The 5,754-nt window shown below is 43.7% G+C and carries 4 protein-coding genes; all 4 read right to left on the bottom strand.

Going from position 1 to position 5,754, the window contains the following annotated elements; translation table 11 throughout:
* Positions 1-451 precede the first annotated feature (451 nt).
* The gene (locus QZ548_RS07430; protein WP_295869409.1) at positions 452-2,434 is read right to left on the bottom strand and encodes a fructose-specific PTS transporter subunit EIIC; all 1,983 of its coding nucleotides are present in this window, start codon (positions 2,432-2,434) and stop codon (positions 452-454) included.
* A gap of 33 nt (positions 2,435-2,467) precedes the next feature.
* Positions 2,468-3,382: a 1-phosphofructokinase gene (pfkB, locus tag QZ548_RS07435; protein WP_295869411.1), complete on the bottom strand. Its 915-nt coding sequence runs from the start codon at positions 3,380-3,382 to the stop codon at positions 2,468-2,470.
* Between the two features lie 76 nt (positions 3,383-3,458).
* Entirely contained in the window at positions 3,459-4,796 is a 1,338-nt protein-coding gene (locus QZ548_RS07440; protein WP_295869415.1) for a Na+/H+ antiporter NhaC family protein, read from the bottom strand.
* 61 nt (positions 4,797-4,857) lie between these two features.
* Complete coding sequence (gene dapF, locus QZ548_RS07445; RefSeq protein ID WP_105089757.1) at positions 4,858-5,691, bottom strand: diaminopimelate epimerase; 834 nt, start codon at positions 5,689-5,691, stop codon at positions 4,858-4,860.
* Between the last annotated feature and the right edge of the window lie 63 nt (positions 5,692-5,754).

Consider the following 5,754-nt stretch of genomic DNA (forward strand, 5'->3'; position numbering starts at 1 on the left):
TATAGTTTAACATAAATCGATATATTTGTACAATTTATGAAAATATAGATGAATACTGGATGAGTACAAAGAGAATGAGGTTAGGAAAATATAAATAAATTTAAAGTACATAGAATATTATTTATTGCCATTAATGATTTAAAGTTTGTTTTTCTTATGTGTGCATGTAACCTTCTTAACACCTACAGACTTTGACTTTGAAAGTTATCACGTTGCAAATCGTGTTTTCAAGAAAGTATTTGGCGTATTTTATGATGATGTAATCCGATAGTGTTACATAAGAAAAGGACTAGAACTCTAGGAGTTCTAGTCCTTTTGCTATATGTACTAATTATTATTTTATTATATGTACAATTTTCTGTATTTTAGTATTTCGCTAGCTTTCACAATAGACAATTGGTTATCAACTAATTATTTACAAATGATTGAGCTGGATGATTTAAGTGTGAGATTATTTTTTCAAGCTTGGTTTTAATAGTGCCAAGATGATGCAAGCAATAACGGAGCCGATTGCAATGGATGCAAGGTAAAGAAGTGGGTTGCCGATTGTTGGAACTACGAAGATACCGCCATGTGGAGCGCGTAGTGTACATTCGAAGAACATAGACAACGCACCCGCTGTACCTGCACCGATGATGCAAGCTGGTAATACGCGAACTGGATCGGCAGCTGCAAATGGGATAGCCCCTTCTGTAATGAAGGAAAGACCCATGATGTAGTTTGTGATACCAGATTTGCGTTCAGCCTCTGTGAAGCGGCTAGGGAAGAATGTAGTACAAAGAGCGATTGCCAATGGTGGAACCATACCGCCTGCCATGACAGCCGCCATAATACCATATTCGCCAGTCGCAAGAGCACCAGTACCGATAACGTAAGCCGCCTTGTTTACAGGACCGCCCATATCAACGGACATCATCGCACCAAAGATAAGACCTAACAATACGCGGCTAGTAGTGCCCATGGATTGTAAGGAGTCCATTAACCAGTGGTTAAGTGCAGATACAGGAGGGTTGATTACGAAGGTAATAGCAAGACCGATGAACAATACACCTAGTACAGGATAGAAGAGAACTGGTTTTGTACCTTCTAATGCTTGAGGCAAACCAGATACTAATTTCTTAACTAATAATACTAAGTAACCTGCTGCAAAGCCGGCAATCAATGCACCAAGGAAACCAGAGCCACCTTGGTTAGCTAATAAGCCACCAACGAAACCAGCTACAAGACCTGGGCGGTCAGCAATACTCATAGCGATGTAACCAGCTAATACTGGTAACATGAAGCCGAAGGATGCACCACCTATTTGCATTAAGAAGCCAGATAAAGGTGTACCGGAACCGAAGTTTTTAGGGTTTGCAGGATCAAATGTATCGAATAAGAATGCAAGGGCAATCAAGATACCGCCACCGATAACGAATGGCAACATGTGAGATACGCCGTTCATCAAGTGTTTGTAGATTTGACGGCCTACGCTGTCAGATGCGCTAGCAGCGATTTCAGCGGATTCGCGGTCAGCAGCAGATGCGTGGTATACAGGTGCTGTACCAGCTGTAGCTTCACGCAATAATTCCTCCGCTTTATTGATGCCGTTAGCTACCTTTGTTTGAATCATAGGCTTGCCATCAAAGCGAGTCATTTCCACTTGGCGGTCGGAAGCGACGATAATGCATTTGGCATGTTCGATTTCTTCTGCTGTAAGCGCATCTTTTACACCTGATGCACCGTTTTTCTCAACCTTTAAGGAAATGCCCATTTCTTTAGCTTTGCGTTCTAAGGACTCCGCAGCCATGTAGGTGTGCGCGATGCCTGTAGGACAACCTGTAACGGCTAATACTTCATAGTGAGGATTATCTACAGAAATTTTAGGAGCTACTTTTTCGATAGCTTCTGTAGCTTTTTCTTCAATAGTATCAGTGAGGCTTGGTGCTTCTTGAGGTTCAGGTTGTTTAATAAAGCCTTCTACAGATGGATCAAAGTTACCTTGCTCTTTAGCTGTTACGAGTTCCAAGAAACGTTCTACAGTTGGAGCAGCGATGAGGGCTTCTTTGAAATCAGGGTCGATAACCATCATAGCTAATTGGCTTAATACCTCTACATGAGTGTCAGCTGCGCCTTCTGGTGCAGCGATCATGAAGAATAAACGAGATGGTTGACCGTCGAGCGCTTCGAAGTCTACGCCCTGAGGCACAACCATAGCTGCAAGACCTGCTTCTTTTACGCCTGCGGATTTAGCATGTGGTGTAGCGATGCCGTCACCAAGGCCGGTAGAGCCAGATTCTTCACGAGCGAACACGGCTGCTAAGTACTCACCTTTGTCGATGAGGTTGCCGCCTTTTTCCATTAACTCCCCTAAGGTATAAATAGCGTCAGCTTTTGTAACAGGGTCTGCATTTAGCAGGACGGATTGAGGTTTTAATAAATCAGTGATTTGCATATATGTACTCCTTGATGCAAATAAAATGTAAAACTAGTTAATTCGTACTTGTGAAAGTAATGCTTCTACTTCCGGCAGTGTAGCTAGGTTTTCAGAGTAAGCGGAGGCCGAGCCACTGGAGATACCCCAGTACAGTGCCTCTTGTAAATTGCCTGTCTTTTCAAAGCCTGTAATAAAGCCAGCCACCATGGAGTCGCCAGCGCCTACAGAATTTACGAGTGTCCCCTTAGGGGCAGGGCTCGTAAATACAGTGCCATCAGCTGCGACCAAGATAGCTCCGTCACCAGCCATAGAGATAAGCACATGCTGTGCGCCTTTCTCTTGCAATGCTTTGGCAGCTTCTACGAGGGCCTCCTTTGTAGAAAGAGGGCGACCAAAGATTTCGCTAAGTTCATGATTGTTAGGTTTAATCAAGAACGGTTTATATGGCAATACTCGTGTAAGTAAATCCTTTGTAGCATCTACGACGATGCGAATATTTTTATGTTGCAAGCGCTCCATAATGAGCTCGTACATATCGCTAGGTAAGCTAGAAGGAATACTGCCTGCCAGGATTAGTGTATCTTGTTCAGTCAAAGCGTCGAGCTGTTTGTAGAGTGCTTCTAATTCGTCGGACCCAATGATTGGGCCACGACCGTTGATCTCTGTTTCCTCGTCAGAGGCTTTCACCTTAACATTGATGCGGGTTAATCCTTCGCGGAGGCGAATGAAATCTTCTTTTACGCCAAAGCTATTGAGCTGCGTAACGATTTCTTCACCAGTAAAGCCGGCGATGAAACCGAGTGCCGTTGTATCCATGCCCAAGTTGTTAAGAACGATAGATACATTGATACCCTTGCCGCCACCAAGAACGTATTCTTGGGTCGTACGATTAATGGTGCCCGTCTTGAGGTGATCAAGGCGTACGATATAATCGAGGGCTGGGTTAAAGGTAATGGTGTAAATCATACTAATTCCCCTTTAAGATTAATTAATTAGCCTATGATTTGTTGATTTTGTAATTACCGTATGATTGATTTTGTAATTAGCGTATGATTGATTGATCTTGCTTCCGTAATCGTAACCAATACATGATTGGCACGAGATATAGGAAGAAGGCGAATGGTACATAGCCTGCTATGCTAGCACCCATCATAACTACAGGTACGTAAGCAGCGATGTTCCATGGTAATAGTGGAGCAATGAGAATGCCACTGTTTTCAAAGTCGAGCATCACGTCTTCATCTTGAATACCCCGTTGAGCGTAGGTAATACGCATAATAGAATGTGTCATTACAACCGCAATAGCTTGGCTACAGCCTACAGCGCCGGTTAAGAGTGCGAGGCCTACATTGGCAGCAAATACATCGCTCCGCGTTTTAGCTTGCTCTAATAGTTGTCTAAGATCATTCCAGAAGCCAACCCCTTCGAGCATGCCAGAAATGGCAGTGGCCATAAAGATGGATAATGTAGGGATGAACATCGTTTGCAATCCACCGCCGTGAATGATATCTACTAGTGGATTATAATGTGGTAGTTCAAAGCCTGTTAAGGTATACCATCCCAATTCGGAAAGGGTAGCCCCTTGATTTGTATAAGCCAGAATGGCTGCGGCTAATGCGCTGAGGCCGATAGGCCAACGGATAGATACTTTCAAAGGCAATAAAGCGATGACGATAATCACTGGAATCCATAAGGTCCAATCGATGTTGAACACAAAGTGGATTGTATCGGGCAGCAAGCTATTAGTATAGTTGAGTGGGAACCACTGAGATAGTAATAGATAAAGCACAGTAGAAATCACAAGTGCTGGCAGTCCATCCTTAAACATAATAGGGATATTGGTTGGTACCTTTGTATGCGTTAAAGCCGCTACGAGAGAGGCACTAGATGATAAAGGACCATTCCGATCGCCAAAGTACGCACCTGCTATGATAGCGCCTGCCACGATATCCTCTGGAATATTACCAGCCCTTGCCATCGTGATGAGTACGATACCCATGGTACCCACAGTTCCTAGTGCTGTGCCTAATAGCATGCTCACTAAGGCGGTTAATAAAAAGGCTGACGCGATAAAGATGGACGGACTAATTAAGTCGATGCCGGTGGCAATGATCATAGGGATAACGCCTGCAGCTTGCCACATGGCGATGAGCCAACCGATGAGGAGGAAGATTTGCATCACCACAATGGACGTTTTAGCACCTGTCCATGATAGGTTTAGCAGTTCCTTTGGTTGGTACCCTTTGCGGTAAAATACAAAGGCCATAATGCACCATACTGCAATCAAGGCGTAACCAATGGCGATGCTATTGGCTACGGCGATGATGATGACGAGTATGGATAGGAGTAAGCCTAAGAGGGGCTCTGTATTTTTCGGCATCAGTGAACGGCCTTGTTGATACTTTAGAAACGCATTTAATATGAGTTGTAACCACTTCATCTTAATCGATAGGAAGTTCTGTTTCGAAGACTTCCTCAGCAGGGCCTGTCATGAGCACCGTGCCATCCTCCAAGTATGAAATATGCAATGTTCCTAAGTAAAGTTCTACGTCTACTTCGCGACCTGTTAAGCCTTTTTCGAAGGACATAACGGCAGAGGCACAAGAGCCTGTACCACATGCTAGTGTAGCGCCAGCACCGCGTTCCCATGTGCGAACCTTGATGTGTTTGTCGTTTACTACTTCAATGTAGTTAACATTTGTATTGGATGGGAATGCATCGTGTTTTTCAAGGATTGGACCTTGTGTCGTAACAGGGGCGTTTGTAATATCTTCTACGTAAACCTCTGTATGCGGTACACCGAGCAATACAGAGCTCACTGTTACAGTTTCGCCATTTACATCAATGTCTACGTCGATGACCTTATCCATGTCTACATTCATAGGTACATCTTTACTGTTAAAGAATGGCTTGCCCATGTCTACTGTTACTAGTGTAACCACACCATTTTCGATGGTTAAGGTTGGCTTCATAACACCTGCTAATGTTTCGATGGTGAAAGTTTCTTTTGTAATTTCTCCGTGTTCGTAAGCGTATTTGGCAAAGCATCGAATACCATTGCCGCACATTTCAGCTTCACTGCCATCGGAGTTGATGATGCGCATGCGCACATCACATGTGTCAGATGGTACAACAATGACTAAACCATCAGCACCAATGCCTGTACGGCGATCGCAAAGGCGAATGGCTAAATCAGTATAGTCCTTGTTAGCACCTTGAGGGTCGGCAAAGAGGATAAAATCATTGCCAAGACCATGCATTTTTGTTAATTTCATAAAGTCTCCTATCAATAAGTAAGACTTTCACCATGAAGCCCGTGAAAGTCCCAGATGTATATG

It is taken from the genome of uncultured Veillonella sp., from assembly GCF_915069625.1.
GTDB lineage: Bacteria > Bacillota > Negativicutes > Veillonellales > Veillonellaceae > Veillonella.